Annotated in this window: 14 protein-coding genes; 6 read left to right on the top strand and 8 right to left on the bottom strand. The window is 49.2% G+C overall.

What is annotated here, in order from left to right:
• Positions 1-5: 5 nt before the first annotated feature.
• Both ACFI32_RS13280 and ACFI32_RS13275 read right to left on the bottom strand, forming a co-directional pair.
• Positions 6-896: a fructose bisphosphate aldolase gene (locus ACFI32_RS13280; RefSeq protein ID WP_462627075.1), complete on the bottom strand. Its 891-nt coding sequence runs from the start codon at positions 894-896 to the stop codon at positions 6-8.
• 99 nt (positions 897-995) lie between these two features.
• Positions 996-1,913: an EamA/RhaT family transporter gene (locus tag ACFI32_RS13275; RefSeq protein ID WP_462627074.1), complete on the bottom strand. Its 918-nt coding sequence runs from the start codon at positions 1,911-1,913 to the stop codon at positions 996-998.
• 337 nt (positions 1,914-2,250) lie between these two features.
• Here ACFI32_RS13275 and ACFI32_RS13270 point away from each other — a divergent pair, with 337 nt between their 5' ends.
• The 3 genes from ACFI32_RS13270 to ACFI32_RS13260 all read left to right on the top strand — a co-directional run bounded on the left by ACFI32_RS13270 (position 2,251) and on the right by ACFI32_RS13260 (position 6,038).
• The gene (locus ACFI32_RS13270; RefSeq protein WP_462627073.1) at positions 2,251-4,164 is read left to right on the top strand and encodes an ABC transporter ATP-binding protein; all 1,914 of its coding nucleotides are present in this window, start codon (positions 2,251-2,253) and stop codon (positions 4,162-4,164) included.
• 213 nt (positions 4,165-4,377) lie between these two features.
• A complete protein-coding gene (locus ACFI32_RS13265) occupies positions 4,378-5,292 on the top strand; it encodes an alpha/beta fold hydrolase (protein WP_462627072.1) in 915 nt (304 codons plus the stop codon).
• 77 nt (positions 5,293-5,369) lie between these two features.
• A complete protein-coding gene (locus ACFI32_RS13260; protein ID WP_462627071.1) occupies positions 5,370-6,038 on the top strand; it encodes an alpha-ketoglutarate-dependent dioxygenase AlkB family protein in 669 nt (222 codons plus the stop codon).
• Between the two features lie 57 nt (positions 6,039-6,095).
• Here the strand turns inward: ACFI32_RS13260 and ACFI32_RS13255 are convergent, their stop codons facing one another.
• From ACFI32_RS13255 to ACFI32_RS13235, 5 genes are all read right to left on the bottom strand, one after another.
• Entirely contained in the window at positions 6,096-6,950 is an 855-nt protein-coding gene (locus ACFI32_RS13255; protein ID WP_462627070.1) for an EcsC family protein, read from the bottom strand.
• 90 nt (positions 6,951-7,040) lie between these two features.
• Positions 7,041-8,042, bottom strand: coding sequence for an NADP-dependent oxidoreductase (locus ACFI32_RS13250; protein WP_462627068.1), 1,002 nt, complete (start codon positions 8,040-8,042; stop codon positions 7,041-7,043).
• Positions 8,043-8,111: 69 nt separating this feature from the next.
• Positions 8,112-8,873 carry an endonuclease/exonuclease/phosphatase family protein gene (locus ACFI32_RS13245; protein WP_462627067.1) on the bottom strand — a complete coding sequence of 254 codons (762 nt, stop codon included), beginning with the start codon at positions 8,871-8,873 and terminating at the stop codon, positions 8,112-8,114.
• Positions 8,874-9,016: 143 nt separating this feature from the next.
• Complete coding sequence (locus ACFI32_RS13240) at positions 9,017-9,826, bottom strand: glutathione S-transferase N-terminal domain-containing protein (protein ID WP_462627065.1); 810 nt, start codon at positions 9,824-9,826, stop codon at positions 9,017-9,019.
• A gap of 221 nt (positions 9,827-10,047) precedes the next feature.
• The gene (locus tag ACFI32_RS13235) at positions 10,048-11,160 is read right to left on the bottom strand and encodes an AOC03_06830 family ribosome hibernation factor (protein ID WP_462627064.1); all 1,113 of its coding nucleotides are present in this window, start codon (positions 11,158-11,160) and stop codon (positions 10,048-10,050) included.
• A 342-nt stretch (positions 11,161-11,502) separates the two neighbouring features.
• Between ACFI32_RS13235 and ACFI32_RS13230 the strand changes: the two genes are divergently transcribed.
• From ACFI32_RS13230 to ACFI32_RS13220, 3 genes are all read left to right on the top strand, one after another.
• A complete protein-coding gene (locus ACFI32_RS13230; RefSeq protein ID WP_462627063.1) occupies positions 11,503-13,659 on the top strand; it encodes a M3 family metallopeptidase in 2,157 nt (718 codons plus the stop codon).
• Positions 13,659-13,916 carry a YheV family putative zinc ribbon protein gene (locus ACFI32_RS13225; protein WP_462627062.1) on the top strand — a complete coding sequence of 86 codons (258 nt, stop codon included), beginning with the start codon at positions 13,659-13,661 and terminating at the stop codon, positions 13,914-13,916. The genes ACFI32_RS13230 and ACFI32_RS13225 overlap by 1 nt, the downstream gene beginning before the upstream one ends.
• Before the next feature lie 109 nt (positions 13,917-14,025).
• Entirely contained in the window at positions 14,026-14,607 is a 582-nt protein-coding gene (locus ACFI32_RS13220; RefSeq protein ID WP_462627061.1) for a macro domain-containing protein, read from the top strand.
• 176 nt (positions 14,608-14,783) lie between these two features.
• Here the strand turns inward: ACFI32_RS13220 and pnp are convergent, their stop codons facing one another.
• Entirely contained in the window at positions 14,784-16,889 is a 2,106-nt protein-coding gene (gene pnp, locus ACFI32_RS13215) for a polyribonucleotide nucleotidyltransferase (RefSeq protein WP_462627080.1), read from the bottom strand.
• Positions 16,890-16,986: the final 97 nt, after the last annotated feature.

The following is a 16,986-nucleotide window of genomic DNA, read 5'->3' as shown; positions in this document are numbered from 1 at the left end:
TACTATTAAACTTTTGACGCCTGATAAATCTCTTCAATTGAGGCATCCATCGTCGCTGCAAACTCTTCATCGCTTTGCTGACGACTCAAGCCTTCGGTAAAGGCGCGTGAGAAGCTGGCAATAATACCAGGGTTTTGCTTAAGCTTGGCGCAAGCATCACTGCGGCTATAACCACCTGATAATGCCACAACTTTTAGCACTTTTGGATGGTCAACGAGTTCTTGATAAAAGCCTGCTTCTTCTGGCAAGGTCAGCTTCAGCATCACTTGCTGGTCGTCACCCAAGCGCTCAAGGTTGTTTAAGATATTGGCCTTTAATAGACGCTCACAGCCAATTTTGTCCGCGCTGTTGATGTCCACTTCAGGCTCAACGATGGGCATCAAGCCTTTGCTGATGATTTGCTTGGCTACATCAAACTGCTGCTGCACCACCAGCTCAATACCATCGACATTGGGCTCGTAGATTACCGAGCGCATTTTGGTGCCAAAAATGGGATAGGTATTGGCTTTATCAAGCAGTGCGTCAAGGTCAGGCATGGGCCGCATCACTTGTACGCCGCTCATTTGCTCAGCCAAGCCTTTGTCCACCTTTAAAAACGGCACAATATTTTTGTCCTGCCACAAATACGCTGCTGTCGACTTGCCATTGACCTGACGATCCATGGTGTCTTCAAACAAAATCGCACCAAGGACGCGCTCATTGTCAAAGCAGTCACAAGTCATGATACGCGAACGCATCTCGTGTACCACATCAAACATGGCTTCGTCACTGTCATAAGCATCACTGCCAACACCATAGTTTTCTAGCGCTTTTGGGGTGCTGCCGCCACTTTGATCGAGTGCCGCGATAAATCCAGTGCCATCTTTGATACGTTGCAATTGCTGTTGGTATTCCATTCTATGAACATCCTATATGGTGAGTAAATAACAAATAAACTATTTTTAAATAACCTTAACATAGGAAGCGCGGCGTGCCTATCTTCTGTCGGTTAAAAATCACCAAAACAACACGCCGACGCAGCTGATCGCCAGCAGTAGCCCCAATAAGTTAATGCGGTTTAAATGCTCTTTAAATACTCCGACCCCGATCACAGTTGCCACTGCAATAACCCCCACATTCATTCCTGTAAAAACCACGCTGGGCGAGTCAGACAGCCACTGATGCGCGCGGATATAGGCGTAGATGTTGCCCATATTGAGTGCCCCAAGCAGCAGCCCTGCCAGCAGCGCCGAGCCTTGCCAGCGCACCCGCATAAGGCACAGATAAATCAATAACAACACTGCCGCCAACGCAAAGCTCAGCCATAGCGTCAGTGGAAATGCCGCGCCTTGTTTGGCCACTTGCTTGAACAAAATATCCACCATACCGTAGCCAGCCCACACGGCAAACAGCCAGAATGGGGTTGAGGCAAACACACTTGTGCGCTTGTCACTATTTTTACTGCTGTTACTTTGGGTTTGAGCAGTGTCATCTGCCGCGTTTATGGCATGAGTGGTAGGCAGCGATTTGGGGCGATATACCAGCGCTGCCAGTGCCAAAAATCCCAGCACCAACCCAAATACTCGTGTCATAGACAGCGGCTCGCCAAACACAATAAAAGCGGCGATGATGGGAATGATCAATGACAAGCGCTGCGCGGCGTCCGTGGCGACGATACCGGCCAGCGCAATCGTACGTCCGAGCACCACAAATAAGGCAGGCAGCAGCACGCCAAGCGCGATGATAATGCCCCACGCATGCCCTAACGTGGCAATGCCACTGGTATCTGGTTTGAGCAATATCCATGTCAGCAAAAAGGCAATGGGATAGCCTGCCAAAATGGTTTGGCGAATGTCTATATGCTTGAGTCGCAGCACTTTGAGCAGTACCGAAACCGCGACGCTACACAGCACCGCTAAGGTCAAATACATCATAAATCTTCACTTGTTGGGCACAAAGCCACATTCTAAGCCCTTGTCATACGGTCATATTCTTGAGCTGATACAAACCAATTGATAAGAACTTTGCTAAAAAAGCAGACGGTAGCAGGCGCTGCCCGTGACGGCAATCTATTTATGCGTGAATACTCATACTCATTTATTCATCCATATGATCATTAAAATGCTAATCGGGCAATATAGGGAAACGCTTAAGATCAATTTACAATTATGTTGCAGGCAGCATTGGCAAGTTTTGCTAAAATGCGATGCTATTTTACTAACATAAGTAACCACGCAAAACCGCCGCTGTTTTGACGTATTATCGCCGCCTATGAACGCTCTCTTTCGCTTTTTTGAATCTCGCCTACCTGCTTTTCCTGACACCCCAATGCCAATACCCCGTCATGGACTGCTGCGTTTTTTATGGGCCTGTACCCATGGCTTGCGCGGCTGGCTGCTGCTGTTTATGGTGTTATCAGCAGGCGTCGGGGTCTATGAGGCCATGCTGTTTGCGTGGATTGGTAACCTTGTCGATTGGCTGGGTGCCTATACGCCGCAAACCTTGTGGGCTGAAAAAAGCGATATGTTGCTGCTGATGTTTGCCGTGTTGATCCTCAGTCCTTTTTGGATTGCTTTATCGTCATTGGTACATTTTCAAGTCATTCAGGGCGTGTTTCCGATGCAAATGCGTTGGCGTTTTCACCGCCGCATGCTTGGGCAATCAATGCAGTTCTATCAAGACGAGTTTTCAGGACGCGTGTCAGCAAAAGTGATGCAAACGGCATTAGCGGTACGTGACACCGTCATGACCATCACCGATATGATGATGTATGTCACGGTATATTTTGTTACCACGGGGGTGATTTTATTTAATTTGGATCGCCTGCTGCTGATTCCTTTTGTTATTTGGTTTGTGCTGTTTGGCTTGGCCATGTGGTACTTTATTCCAAAGCTTAAACGAACGGCGATTATACAAGCGGACGCTCGCGCCTTGATGACTGGACGCATCACCGATGCCTATGCCAATATCATGACCGTCAAGCTGTTTAGCCACTCACAGCGCGAGCTGGGTTATGCCAAATATGCGATGAATCAATTTTTGGGTACGGTGCATGCGCAGATGCGCTGGGTCAGCTATCTAGAAGTGGTCAACCATGCCATCAGTGTGATTTTGATCGGTTCGACGGCGGGTATCGGTGTGTATTTATGGCAACAAGGCAACGTCGGTGTTGGTGCGATTGCTGCTGCGACCGCCATGGCACTGCGTTTGAACGGCTTGACCCACTGGATCATGTGGCAGACCACCAGCTTGTTTGAAAGCATCGGTACGGTACAAGATGGCATGCGTACCTTGTCGGCACCGCAAAAAATTACCGACAAGCCTGATGCACAAACGCTATCGGTGACCGACGGCCATATCGTTTTTGACCATATTGATTTTGGTTATGAAGATGATATGAGCGCTGCCGATGATGAGGGTGCGCGTGTCGATGAGGCGCACACGGCAGGTACCGCGCTGGCCAGCAACCATGTGAAACTGCTCGATGACTTCCATTTGGACATCAAAGCAGGTGAAAAAATCGGTTTGGTTGGCCGTTCAGGCGCGGGTAAATCCACGCTGGTCAATTTGTTATTGCGCTTTTTTGATGTGAATAGCGGTAAGATTTTTATCGACGGACAAGCGATCGATGACGTCACCCAAGAGTCACTACGCCAGCAAATCGGGATGGTCACCCAAGATACGTCCCTATTGCATCGCACCATCCGTGAAAATATCGCCTATGGTCGCCCAGATGCCACCGATGCCGACATCATTAAAGCCGCCAAGCAAGCACAAGCATGGGACTTTATCAAAGACTTGAGCGATGACAAAGGCAACACTGACCTTGATACCCAAGTCGGTGAACGCGGCGTCAAGCTCTCAGGTGGTCAGCGCCAACGTATCGCCATCTCGCGCGTGATGCTTAAAAATGCGCCGATCTTGCTGCTTGATGAGGCCACCAGTGCGCTGGATTCGGAGATCGAGTTTGCTATTACCGAAAGCTTAAACGATATGATGACGGGCAAAACCGTCATCGCCATTGCGCACCGTTTGTCCACCATTGCAGCCCTTGATCGCTTGGTTGTCATGGATAAAGGTCGCATCATTGAACAAGGCAGTCACGAGGCACTGCTGGCACAAGACGGTGTCTATGCTAAATTATGGCAAAGACAAAGTGGCGGATTTTTGGGTGAAGACGACTAAGAGAACTGAGACGTCCCATGCCCACCGACTAAGCCGCTACTGACTAAGTTTTTACTGACAAAGTCGGCGGCTAACAGACACCACCACACCATCATTTACCACGGTACAGACTTCTATCTGCTATCATTTTTGATACCATTATTGACGTTCATCAGTTATATTGAACCATTGGTCATAAATGTGCCGCGACACACCTTAGGGAATCACTGTGCTATGGAATCATTTGCCAAACATCTCGACATTGATGGTCAGCAAGCGCGTTATTATCAGCTGACCGACCTCCCTCACCATACCCACGATGCCCAAAATACAGGCTACCCGCACAAGCGTAAAGCCGCCCATTTTTATGGTGGCAACGGCTTTACCGTGGGTGGTTATTTGCCACTACTGACCGATTTGTCCGCGCAGTTTGATATCAGTGCCCTTGCCCTACGCGGCTATTGGTATGACAAACTGCGCGCCAAAACCATCACCCGTGAGCAAGATGCTGACTGGCTGATTGCTTTTTTGGAGCGTACCCAAGATGGCCCCATCATCGGTATTGGGCACTCCCAAGGGGCAACCGCCACAGCCATCGCCGCCGCCAAACGTCCTGACTTGTTTTCCCATTTGTATTTGATTGAACCAGTGACGTTTACCAAAGCGCAGGTGATGTTTTACGATTTGATGCCGCGTGCGCTTAAAGTGGGACGCGAGCCGTTTAAAAGCACCATCGCCAAACAAACCACGTGGAACAGCGTGAGTGATTTTTATGAGTATTTGCGGCCGCGACGGGCTTTTCGCCGTATTAGTGACGCGCACTTATATACTTTTGCCAAAAATAGCTTGCAGCCGCAATTAGATGGCAGCTACGTGCTGATGTTCTCCCCCGATCAGGAGTTAGCCAACTACTGCGGCACGCCCTATGCCGATAAAGCGCTCAAACAACTGCGCTGTCCTTATACCCTGATCCTTGGCAAACCGACGTTGTTCGTCAGTGATAAAGTCAGACGCAACTGGCAAACTTTTATCCCTGATGAGCGCATCATCATGCTGCCAGAATATGGCCATTTGCTGCCGATAGAAGCGCCTGAGCAATGTGCCCAGCTCATCATGGCTGACCATGTGGCACACCATACTGCTGCCTGAACACAGTGCGGTTATCATCAAAACGGGTATCCGCATTCATCAACAAGCAGCGTGAGACATGCTTTAGGAAGCCCACTATGGCCACGTTATTACCTGCCAACCCGCGCGAAAACTTATTGCCCTGCGATGGTGAGCTGTATGACTTTGGCCTGATTGATTTGCCAGATGACATGTCTGATAGTGACTTATATCAGTACCTGTTGACCACGTTGCCGTGGCAAGCCGATATCGTTGCCTTATTTGGCAAGACTCATGTGACCAAGCGGCAGACGGTATGGATGGGAGATGAGGGTTTAAGTTATCGCTATTCAGGACACACACGACTGGCTCATCATTGGGATCCAATAGTGTTTCACGTGAAACGTATCGCCGAGCAGCAGTTACAAAAGCAAGGGCTACTCACTCATGCTGTAAAGGATCAAACAGTAGATGATGACAGCGGTTACTTTAATGCCTGCTTGCTCAATTATTATCCTTCAGGTGATGAGGGCATGGGCTATCATGCTGATGACGAAAAAGAGCTGGGCGACTGCCCTGTGATTGCCGCGCTGTCGCTGGGTGCAACGCGCAAAATGCGATTCAAGCACCAAACCAATACCAAAACAGCACAGCTGTTTTTATCCTCAGGGCAACTGATGGTCATGGCAGGGGTGATGCAGCAGTATTGGAAACACAGTATCCCCAAAAGCAAAAAGGTGAGTACTGGTCGGATCAGTCTCACCTTTCGGCGGATGCAAACAGTTTAACCCATCATACTTGGCATAAGGCCCATCCAGCATCCATATTATAAAGCAGCGCCAACGTTAGGCTTTACGATTCAAAAAGCGCGCACGGTAGCACTGGTACGCCGCTTCACATACATTGGCCGTGTAGTTGGCATTGACGCCGCCTGCGACGACCGCACCAACAGCGGGAATGAGCTGCGCGGCTTTGGTTTTGACCATGTTGGTCGCCACAGCCGTTGCGGTTTGACGCACGATCCGTGATGCCACTTCCTCATTGACCTTGTTAAAGGCCATCGTTTCTGGGTCTTTAATCATGCTCAAAGTGTCCTCTAACGCCGCCTGCCGCGCTTCAGCAGAGGACGAGGTGGCGACCGCCAGCAGTGACGTGGCAAACAGCTGCTCGCCTTTATCGTTGATATCAAAACCATAATAAGTCGCATAGTCTCCGATGGCACGCAGGTTGGCGGTCATCAGCCCAACCACATCGGCGGGAATACCCGCCCAGCCCACCACCCCTGTGGTGACCCCTTGCGCACTGGTCAGCGCCACGTATTTACTTTTTAGCAACCTGACCTGCTTGTCCACCACAGCGATGGGTAGACCCTTAATATCGGCAAAATCCTTTACAGAATGGCCTGCGATATCATCTGCCTCTTGATACGCTTTTATGGTGTTTTCTGTATTGAGCGTCCAATTGGCCGCGTCACTCAATGCGGTGATGGTTTTTTTGGTGGTCTTTTTGAGTGCCTCTCCCAGTTCTGGCGCGCTCATTATTGCGTCACCTGCTGCATCAATGGGCGTGCTCAGCGCAGCAAGGGTTTTATCCAGCATACTGCTATCTGGATTTTTCCACGCGTCTATCTCGTCACGTACCTGTGCTTCATAGGCGATATGATCAGTGGTGGTCGTATCCGTACGGTTATCCGTTGTCATGATGTGTCCTTTGAGTGCGTTGGTTGATGTGATGATGCTGTGAGGGTGCGTACTGACTCTCTAAGTGCTGCTTAAAATAAACAATCCGTTTTATGGCGTCACAGCCAATACCAATTTGCCAAAGCTGTCGCCTTTTTCGATATCGTGATGGGCAGCAACCACGTCAGCAAGTGGGTACGTCTTTTGTAGATGCAGTGTGATGGTGCCGTCTGCGACTTTTTGTAGGATACGTGCCATGTCTTGGCCACTGGGTTTGGCAGCATACCCTGCTACTTCCAGTTGCTTTTCACTACCAGCCGCTTTGAGCTTATCGACCCAAATGGTCGGCAATACATTAACGCGGCCACCAGATTTGAGCACGCTTAGCGCACGTACGCCAGCCTCCCCACCGACCAAGTCCAGTAGCACGTCAGCTTGCAGATCAGGAAAGTCTTCCTCTTTGGTATAGTCAATCCAGCCTGCCAGCTTGTCAGTATCTATCAGTTGCTCAAGCTTGGCGTATTTTTCTGGTGAACAAATCACGGTGACATTGATATCATCACGCGCCACTTGATCCATCAACAGCTGAATCAGCAGGTGACCAACGCCGCCTGCGGGTGCATTCATCACCACATGTTCGCCTGCTTGAATATCCGCAAAATCAGCAAACTGGAGCGCGGTCAGCCCTACGCATGGTAACGCGCCTGCCGCCTCCATCGTGACCGCTTCTGGCACTTTGGCCAGCAGCTTGGCATCGACCGCCACGTATTCAGCATAGCATGCACCGCCAAAGTTAAGCGCCGCCACCTTATCACCAACCTCAAAATCAGACGCATGACTATGTACCACTTCGCCAGCAACATCAAAACCCAAAATGGCAGGTTGATCATGTTCAAATTTGTTTTTACGAATACTGTCCGCGCCCCAGCCTTTACCTTGGCGGGTCTTGTAATCGACGGGGTTGATACCCGCATAGTGGACTTTGACCAGTACTTGACCGTCATTAATCGTGGGTACAGCCACATCATCTTGATAATGCATGACTTCAGGTTCGCCAAAGTCGCGAATCAATACCGCGTGCTGGGTATCAGGAAGCGATTGTTCTTGAGACATAAAAGATATCCTTATTATTTATTGGATTATTTGATTGTTGATATAACAGTGAAAAAACATCACCATGGCTTAAACCGGAAAGACCAGCTCAGCGCTAATCGGCAAGTGGTCGGACAAGCTCGACCACGGTTTGCCGCTGTGCACCCACGCGCGTCTGATCGACAAATTGCGCACATAAATACGATCAAGGCTCAGCACAGGCAGTTTTGCTGGAAAGGTTGGCTGAAGCTTGCCATGACAGGCCTTGAACACTTCAACCATGCCTAAGTCACCTGCCAGCTTGTCACAGGACATCTTTTTCCAGTCATTAAAATCACCTGCCAAAATCAGCGGCTGATCATCATCAATGGCATGGCGCACGTAGTCGCTGATGGCCTGATATTGCTTGATACGGTCGTGCTCAAATAAATTCAAATGCACACACAGCACCACCAGTGGGCGCGCCCAACCTTCTCGCTGCACCTCGCAATGCAACACACCACGCTGCTCAAGGCGGTTGACGGTGATATTGACGTTGTGCTTGGGGTCAAGGGGAAAGCGGCTAAGTACCGCATTGCCATGATGACCGTTTTGGTACTCTGCATTTTTACCATAGCTATTTTCTAAGTCCAAAAACTCGCCGAACCATTCGTGCTGTGATTGGTCAGGGTATTCGTTGTACTGCATGTTACGTTTGAGATTTCGGCCTTGTACTTCCTGCAAGCACAGCACATCTGAGCCGACCGCCTCAAGCGCTTGAGCGATACCTTGCATTTTGACTTGGCGATTCAGCGGTGACATGCCTTTGTGGATGTTATAGCTGGTCAATACAAACGAATTGGATGTGGTCATAAGTTTGGCTGTCATTAAAAAAGTGAGAAGCATCATCATAACAAAGGCAGACGTCATAGTCTGAAATTCCAAAAAAATGACGTCTCAATGTGCAAAATAGCGCCGAGGGTCACTCATTGTCAGCGCCTGTCATCTAGGCAATGCTAGCCATACGTGTTTTTTAAATAACTGATGATGTCTTTTGACTCAAACAACTTGGTATCGGTATTCGGGTCGATCAGATAAGGAAACTGTAGCTTGCCATCCATCACCTCATTCATGATGCGTTCACGCTTACCACCTTTGATGGGTTTGTATTTTCCGACATTTAGGCGCATGCCAAAAACACCAATGTCTTCAATTTGCTCGCGCGCGACATTATGATTGATATAACCCACTTCAAGCTCGCTCAGCTTTTCACGTACCAAACGGCAAAATGGACTGGCTTCAAAACCGTACAAATGCAGCGGTTCATCAGGCTTACCACGTGCTTGGTTTTTCTTAGGATTGATCGCCTTTACGCCGCGCATCATAGACGCGATACTGGCGGTTTTATTGATGAGCGTGGCATTATCTCCATCAGGATCTTGATATTTTTCTGGGGTCACACCCACTTTGGAGTAGTGGGCAAACAGATGATCAATGATCGCTTGAGAATCTAGTATTTGGTCATCTGTATTGGGATCAAGCAAAAACGGTACTTGTGCCCGACCTGCCATCGCTTTGAGCTCATCACGGTAGACGTGGCCTTTATGCGGACTGGGACGGCTTTCGTAATCAAGATTGAGCAGTGTCATGACCTCGCGTACTCGGCGCGAATAGGGGCAGGCTTCATGCTCATACAATACCAACATCTCATCAGGCTGCATGGGTGTGGGCGTGCCCATATTACCGCGGCCACCACGCAACAAAGTGCTGGCAGTCGCTTGTAGACTTTTGAGCTTATGGCCAAGGGCGTTATTGGGGATGATCATTATTATTTTCCTTACTATAACCAAAAGGTAAAAACGAGGCGCGGTGAGCGAGCGTAAAATATATCGGCTTTGAGGGCTATGGCGTAAAACGTAAAGCGCATTGGCCCGTAATGAACCAATGCGCTTGTAAACGCTCATACTAGGGTAATGACAGCCATCATAAACACAAACGGGTGTCGCCCTTTTTCAACTTGCTATGCCTTATCAGCGCTCAGCAAGTCTTAGTAGCGAGTGACCAACGCAATTGGCTGATCAGCACCCATGATCTCAGCCGGCATAAAGACCGTTTCGCCGCCGTTATGGATCACATGTTCGATGATATCGCCGATCGCATCATCGGTGACACCTTCTGCAGAGGCATCATCGACTATACTCAATGTCTGCGCCGTTTCGTCAATTTCGGCAGGCTGGATGTAGCCGCGACGGACGTATAAGGTTTCGCCTGCGCCTTGATAGGCAGCGCGGTACACTTCCTGCAAGTCTGTACGCAGCATGTCAGCACCGCGAGCCTTGTCAATCTCGCCCATGGCAGCCTCATGAAGTGAGGTGCGATAGCTTTCTACGGCCTCTTGTACGCCGTCAATAATATGCTGCGCTTTGCCTTCATCAAGCTCAGTCACGTTGGTAACGGTTGCAATGATATTTTCTGGACGGTCACAGACTTCTTTATAGTAACCAACATTTTTGATATCACCAACGATCACCAGCGGCATTTTGTGCTCGCCCCACAGCTCTTGGACGCTTTTATCCACTTGGTTAAAGTATTCTTTTAGATAGCTGCTTTCGTTATTTGATGAACGATCCGAACTGCCGTCGCCTGTCATGTATGGGTTGTTGTTTTCAACAGGGAACGGGATGTTCTCCATATGGTCTTGCTTGTCTGAATCTTTATGAAATTCAGCAACCACACGATCATTGGCCGCTTCGATCAAGCGTGCCTTATGCTGGGTCAAGACCACGGTGTAATAATGCACGGCACTGGCCATATCACGGACGAGGTCACGCGTGGCAAAACGGTCTGAAATCACGATGCGCTCTGTGGTATCTATCGGCATACGAACGATCTGTACGTCATCTTCACTGGCGAAGATCGCTAGGGTATCAAGGTTGTAGTTATGATTAAGATCTTCCGTTTTGGCATGGATATTATCTAAAATGGTGGTGGCCGTGTGCTTGTCATATTCTTTATTCAGTCGATCTTCGGTGGCCTTCAACTGGTTTTTTAGGGCAATAGGATCCGTCTCATTGGCGGGGTGCTCACGATGCGTTTTTATAAAGATGCTCACGGCAGGGTTGGCTTTGGTTTCACGTAGGCTTTTGAGTGTCGCTTTCATAGATGTGGTTCCTTGTTTTATTATCATGATGGTTTTTTGATTGTTATTTTTAGCACAACCATTTTTTGTGCTATTGATAAGATGCTATCAATTTCACTTTGCGTGCTATATGGTTGCTTTGCAAGCAAATGATGACTCTTTGTAAGTGTCTTTATCAGTATGATGTCGATCGGTCATGATTCTGACGACAAACTTGTGGTTAAAATCACAAAAGGTGGCTCGCCAAAACGACTACCCCATCGCTGTTTCAGCCGTCCATCGTATAAGGTTGCATTTATACTTGATCATACCCATCTTTTAGATAACGTTTTTACATTACTTTTATAATAACTGGATACTGTTATGACTACCCTTTCCCCCGATTTGCATCTTGTTGATTTTGCGGCAAGCTCACCGGACACCCTCAAAACCGACGTGAATGAGGCGATTGACCATGCCAATGACTTTTTGGATCAATTGAGCGAAGAGGCAGACAATGCTGAAGCAGCATTGGCCGATGTGCTGGCCTTTGACCATCTCAATTTGGCGTTAGATCGCAGTTGGGGCGTGCTCTCCCACCTCAATAGTGTGATGAGTAATGATGACATTCGCCATGTGCATCACGAGCTGCTGCCCAAACTGTCTGCTTATGGTACGCGCGTGGGTCAGCATCAGCCGCTGTTTAACCGTTATGAGGCCATCGTCGGTGATGACGCGTTTTTTGCCGCGCTTGAGACGCCGCGTGCCCGTGCCATTGAGCTTGCCATACGCAGTTTTGAGCTATCGGGTGTGGCACTGCCAACAGAGCAGCAAGCACAATTTGCTGACATTCAAAGTGAGCTGTCTACCTTGTCAGCGAAGTTTTCAGACAACATTTTGGACGCCACCCAAGCCTATGCCCTGCCGCTTGAGTCTGAGCAGCTATCAGGCTTGACCGATAGCGGACTGTCACTATTGGTAGATGCTGGAGAGCAGTATAAGGCGCGCTTGCTAACCGAAAAGACGCACAACCAAGCAGATATCGATGCGCTACCCACGCCTTACTATGTCGCCACGCTCAATATTCCAGTCTATTTGGCGGTGATGACTCATGCTGATGATCGAGACCTGCGTGAGACGCTTTATCGTGCTTATGTGACGCGCGCTTCAGAGTTTGACCAACACACCAATGCCAAAGGCGAATCGCTGAACAATGCGGACAACATGAGCCGTATTTTGCAGCTGCGCGAGCAAAAAGCCGCGCTACTGGGTATGGACAACTATGCTGAAGTATCGCTCTCGACCAAGATGGCCAGCAACGCCGATGAGGTAGAAGCCTTTTTGCGCGACCTTGCCAAGCAGGCTACTCCAACCGCACAACATGACCTAGCACAGCTACAAGCCTGCGCCACTGAGTTTGGTATTACCGAGTTACAGCCATGGGACAGTGCCTACATTGCCGAAAAGGTCAAACAACGACAATTCAGCTTATCACAAGAAGAAATTCGCCCTTACTTTCCAGTGGCACACGTGATTGATGGTCTATTTGCCATTGTGCAGCGCCTTTATGGTATTCAAGTCCGTGAGTCGGTCGGCGATGCTGATGCGGTATCACGGTGGCACGATGAGGTGCATTTTTATCAGTTGTTTGATGCCGATGATACCTTGATCGGCGGCTTTTATTTTGACCTATTTGCCCGTAGCGGCAAGCGTGGCGGCGCGTGGATGAGCGGATTCCAATCACGCTATCATCATGAAGACGGCGCATATCAGCAGTTGCCTGTTTGCTTTATGGTTGGCAACTTCACGCCAGCCATTGACGGCAAGCCCAGCTTGTTGACCCACGATGAGGTGTTGACTCTGTTTCATGAGTTCGGTCATGGCCTGCATCATCTATTGACTAAAGTGACCGTTGGTGATGTCGCAGGGGTCAATGGCGTAGAGTGGGACGCGGTCGAGCTGCCCAGTCAGTTTATGGAAAACTGGGCGTGGGATGCTGAGGGCATTGCGCTGATCAGCAGTCACGTAGAGACAGGTGAGTCGCTTCCGCAAGATAAGCTGGATGCGCTGCTCGCCGCCAAAAACTTCCAAAGTGGCTTACAGACCCTGCGCCAAATCGAGTTTGCCTTGTTTGATTTGTTAATCCACACCCACACGCCAGCGCTTGATTATGATGGCATTTTGGCGACGCTTGATGCAGTGCGCCGTGATGTTGCGGTCATGGATACGCCTGATTACAACCGCTTTGCCAATGGCTTTAGTCATATTTTTGCTGGCGGTTATGCAGCGGGGTACTATTCTTACAAATGGGCAGAGCTGTTGTCTGCTGATGCATTCAGTAAATTTGAAGAAGACGGTATTTTTAACCCGATGACAGGAAAAGCGTTTCGCGAGTCGATCTTATCAGTCGGTGGGAGCCTACCTGCACAAATTAACTTTGAAAACTTCCGTGGCCGTAGTGCCTCGATTGAGGCCTTACTGCGCCATAACGGGTTTAGCGGCGTAGACAGCAGTGCCGCCGATCAAGGCGAGGCAGTCTGATGCGTTATCAATCAACCCGTCCTAAGCGGCAGTTTTTAGCAGGCGTACGCTGCCCCAAATGCTCAGCCATGGATGCTGTGATGCAGGTGCAGATATTTACCCCTGAGCCTGATGAATATATTGAGTGTAATGCGTGCGGTCACCGTGAGCACAGGCCTGACCCTGATGCGATCAGCGCCCAAAACCATGCCGAGGATCAGATCGCTCGTGATGCGATGACCACTGGTACCAGCGGTACGGTGAAGTTTAAGCCTTAAAACACGCTATTTTTTGCCCCTATAAAAGCTCATCTATTGATGGGCTTTTGTTTTGCATTTTGCTATAGTGCAGAGAGGGATTTATTTTTTAACTGATAGGACAGTCGCTATGGCCTCACTCCAGCCGACCCATACGCCTATTTTGAACAGTCGCGCACAGGTGCTGATTTTGCCTGTCAACACTGCGGGGATCTTGCTTGATCCCGTATTGCTGCGCAGCAAAAGCTTGTATCCTGATAACCATCAGCGTTATCGCCGCGCGTGCCTTGATGGTAGCCTGATGGTGGGCAGCTGCCTGTTGCACAAACGTGCCCTTGAGATCACAGGACTGGGCGCCAGTAATAATGGTAATCAGCCGCGCTATATTGCCAATTTAGTCATCTCAGACCACCCTTATCATGCGACGCGTACCCGTTGGCTCAGTGCGGCGTTGCTGGATTTGCGCCAGCAGCTGATACCCATGATACGATATCATGGTGTGCGAAAACTGGCCTTGCTAGGACGCCCACTGACCAGTGTACATCAAAGCGCCAGTGACACCGCGCATCCATCTGCTTCTGCTACCACCTCGCCTACTGAGCCGCACAATCCCGATTGGCATACCACCGTTTTGCCGCTATTGCAACAGCATCTGCAAGATTTACCAAAAGTCAGTATTGATTTGCACCTACCTAGAGATTTATCGCTTTAGCTGACAGATCTACAGCAAGCCTTGTCCAAGAAAACCTCTACTCGCAAAAATAACAGCCATAAAAAAACCGCCCTGAATACTCAAGGCGGCTGTCATTTTTACGATGTAAACTATCAGTCCTGCATCACAGACGTAGCAAGGGTGACGCTACGCCTGCATGGCATGATTCACTTGACTTATTCAGCTGGGTTTTGCTCGATGCCTTTCATGGTCAACTTGATACGACCACGGTTGTCCACATCTTGTACAAATACTTTCACGACCTGACCTTCTTTTAGGTAGTCTGATACATTTTCAACGCGCTCTTCTGCGATTTGTGAAATATGTACAAGGCCATCAGTATTTGGCAACAAGTTAACAAACGCGCCAAAGTCAACGATACGCGCGACTGTCCCTTCGTAAGTTTTACCCACTTCCACTTCTGCAGTCAAGGCTTCGATTTTGCCAATCGCCGCTTTGGTGGCTGCTTTGTTTTCACCAAAGATACGGATCGTACCTGCGTCATCAATGTCGATGACCGCGCCCGTTTCTTCAGTCAACTGACGGATGGTCGCGCCGCCTTTACCGATCACGTCACGGATTTTTTCTGGGTTGATTTCGATAACCGCATAGTTTGGTGCGTGTGCGTTGATTTCAGTACGGCTTGATGGCAATACTTCATTCATGGCGTTTAGGATGTGGATACGACCAGCATGGGCTTGGTTAAGCGCCTTTTCCATGATATCAGGGGTGATGCCTTCGATTTTGATGTCCATCTGTAGCGCGGTGATACCGTCTTTTGAACCCGCGACTTTAAAGTCCATGTCGCCAAGATGATCTTCATCACCTAAGATGTCTGATAAGACGGCGAAACGATCGCCTTCTTTTACCAGACCCATCGCGATACCAGCAACAGGTGCTTTTAATGGTACACCTGCGTCCATCAATGCCAAGCTGGCACCACAAACAGACGCCATAGATGATGAACCGTTTGATTCAGTGATTTCTGATACCACACGGATCACGTACGGGAAGCGTTCGCTGTCTGGTAGCATCGCTTGTACACCGCGGCGTGCTAGGCGACCATGGCCGATTTCGCGGCGCTTTGGAATACCTTCACGGCCTGTCTCGCCCACTGAGAAATGCGGGAAGTTGTAATGTAGCATGAAATGGTCACGAATCGTGCCTGCAAGTGAATCAATCAAGTTCACATCACGGCTGTTGCCCAGTGTGGTGGTCACCAAGGCTTGGGTTTCGCCGCGCGTGAACAACGCAGACCCATGCGTATATGGCAATACGCCCACTTGCACGTCAAGGGCACGTACCGTTTCAAGATCACGGCCATCAATACGCGGCTTACCTGACAAGATGTTGTCACGAACCGTACGGTATTTTAAGTCATTATAGATGTCTTTTAGCTCAGACACGGTATCGGCATACGTTTCTGACTCAGCATCACCTGCTAGCGCATCAATAGCCGCTTGCTTGATCTCATCAAGCTTGGTGTAACGTGCTTGCTTATCCGTGATGGTATAAGCGTCAGCCACTTGCTCACCAAACTGCGCTTTCATATCTGCTTCTAGCGTTTCGTTGTGCGTTGGCGTGGTAAAGTCTTGCTTGGCGGTACCCACCTCTTCTGCCAAAGACGCAATGTTGTCGATGACGATTTGTTGCTGCTGGTGGCCATAAAGGACTGCGCCAAGCATTTGGTCTTCTGACAACTCTGCTGCTTCAGACTCGACCATCAATACCGCAGATTTTGTACCTGCGACCACAAGATCAAGATCACTGGTTTCAAGCTGTTCGATGGTTGGGTTTAACACATATTCACCACCGATAAAGCCAACGCGTGCGCCTGCGATTGGGCCGTTAAATGGCGCATCAGAGATCGCAAGGGCAGCAGAAGCACCAATCATCGCCGCAATATCAGCATGCTGAGTCTTATCTGACGACACCACGGTTGCGGTGATTTGGATTTCGTTCACATAGCCTTCTGGGAACAGTGGACGAATAGGACGGTCAATCAAGCGTGAGGTCAAAGTTTCAAACTCACTGGCACGGCCTTCGCGCTTGCCATAAGCGCCTGGGATTTTACCCGCAGCGTACATTTTTTCTTGATAGTTCACGGTGAGTGGGAAGAAATTTTGGCCTTCTTTCGCTTCAGATTTGACGACGGCAGCAACCAATACTGAAACACCGCCCATATGTACCATGATTGAGTTGGCTTGACGGGCAATGCGGCCAGTTTCTAAAACAACTTTTTGGTCGCCGTACTGGAATTCGCGCTTGATGGTATTAAACATTGTCGGTGTTGTCATATAAGTTTCCTAATGTTGAATGACGGAAATGATGCCAGCAATCAGTATGTGCTGACATCGATCGTTAAGAATTTGGTATCTG

This window comes from Psychrobacter sp. PSi21, assembly GCF_054960615.1.
Note: the sequence above shows the minus strand (reverse complement) of the source record. Positions and strands in the feature narration are given on the sequence as shown.

What these genes read in the sequence shown, in the direction of transcription:
- ACFI32_RS13280 (WP_462627075.1), bottom strand. Translation starts at nt 896, where the DNA reads ATGGAATACCAACAGCAATTGCAACGTATCAAAGATGGCACTGGATTT.
- ACFI32_RS13275 (WP_462627074.1), bottom strand. Translation starts at nt 1,913, where the DNA reads ATGATGTATTTGACCTTAGCGGTGCTGTGTAGCGTCGCGGTTTCGGTA.
- ACFI32_RS13270 (WP_462627073.1), top strand. Translation starts at nt 2,251, where the DNA reads ATGAACGCTCTCTTTCGCTTTTTTGAATCTCGCCTACCTGCTTTTCCT.
- ACFI32_RS13265 (WP_462627072.1), top strand. Translation starts at nt 4,378, where the DNA reads ATGGAATCATTTGCCAAACATCTCGACATTGATGGTCAGCAAGCGCGT.
- ACFI32_RS13260 (WP_462627071.1), top strand. Translation starts at nt 5,370, where the DNA reads ATGGCCACGTTATTACCTGCCAACCCGCGCGAAAACTTATTGCCCTGC.
- ACFI32_RS13255 (WP_462627070.1), bottom strand. Translation starts at nt 6,950, where the DNA reads ATGACAACGGATAACCGTACGGATACGACCACCACTGATCATATCGCC.
- ACFI32_RS13250 (WP_462627068.1), bottom strand. Translation starts at nt 8,042, where the DNA reads ATGTCTCAAGAACAATCGCTTCCTGATACCCAGCACGCGGTATTGATT.
- ACFI32_RS13245 (WP_462627067.1), bottom strand. Translation starts at nt 8,873, where the DNA reads ATGACCACATCCAATTCGTTTGTATTGACCAGCTATAACATCCACAAA.
- ACFI32_RS13240 (WP_462627065.1), bottom strand. Translation starts at nt 9,826, where the DNA reads ATGATCATCCCCAATAACGCCCTTGGCCATAAGCTCAAAAGTCTACAA.
- ACFI32_RS13235 (WP_462627064.1), bottom strand. Translation starts at nt 11,160, where the DNA reads ATGAAAGCGACACTCAAAAGCCTACGTGAAACCAAAGCCAACCCTGCC.
- ACFI32_RS13230 (WP_462627063.1), top strand. Translation starts at nt 11,503, where the DNA reads ATGACTACCCTTTCCCCCGATTTGCATCTTGTTGATTTTGCGGCAAGC.
- ACFI32_RS13225 (WP_462627062.1), top strand. Translation starts at nt 13,659, where the DNA reads ATGCGTTATCAATCAACCCGTCCTAAGCGGCAGTTTTTAGCAGGCGTA.
- ACFI32_RS13220 (WP_462627061.1), top strand. Translation starts at nt 14,026, where the DNA reads ATGGCCTCACTCCAGCCGACCCATACGCCTATTTTGAACAGTCGCGCA.
- pnp (WP_462627080.1), bottom strand. Translation starts at nt 16,889, where the DNA reads ATGTTTAATACCATCAAGCGCGAATTCCAGTACGGCGACCAAAAAGTT.